This is a genomic window from Achromobacter sp. SIMBA_011, from assembly GCF_046535435.1.
In the GTDB taxonomy this organism is placed as follows: Bacteria; Pseudomonadota; Gammaproteobacteria; order Burkholderiales; family Burkholderiaceae_B; genus Achromobacter; species Achromobacter dolens.
Genome location: NZ_JAWRWN010001159.1, coordinates 1 through 239 on the forward strand (window position 1 = coordinate 1; position 239 = coordinate 239).

At 65.3% G+C, this 239-nt stretch carries 1 pseudogene; it reads left to right on the plus strand.

From position 1 onward, the window contains the following. Positions 1 to 194: pseudogene (locus SB816_RS34685) on the plus strand (ABC transporter permease); the annotation flags it as partial. Positions 195 to 239 lie beyond the last annotated feature (45 nt).

Sequence of the window (239 nt, forward strand, 5' to 3'; positions counted from 1 at the left end):
CCGAGTTCGTCGCGGGCACGGGCGGCAGCGGGGCGGGGCTTGCGTATCAGATCCTGCAAGCGGGCTTTCAGCTCAACATTCCGCGTCTGTTCGCCGCGCTGCTGCTGATCACCGTGACGGGCGTGCTGCTGTTCGGCATGACCGTGTGGCTGTCGCGGGTTTGCCTGCGCGGCTGGCACGAGAGCGAGCTGTAGAGCGAGCGGTCGATGGCCGGACAATCAACGCAACGGCATTTTCAT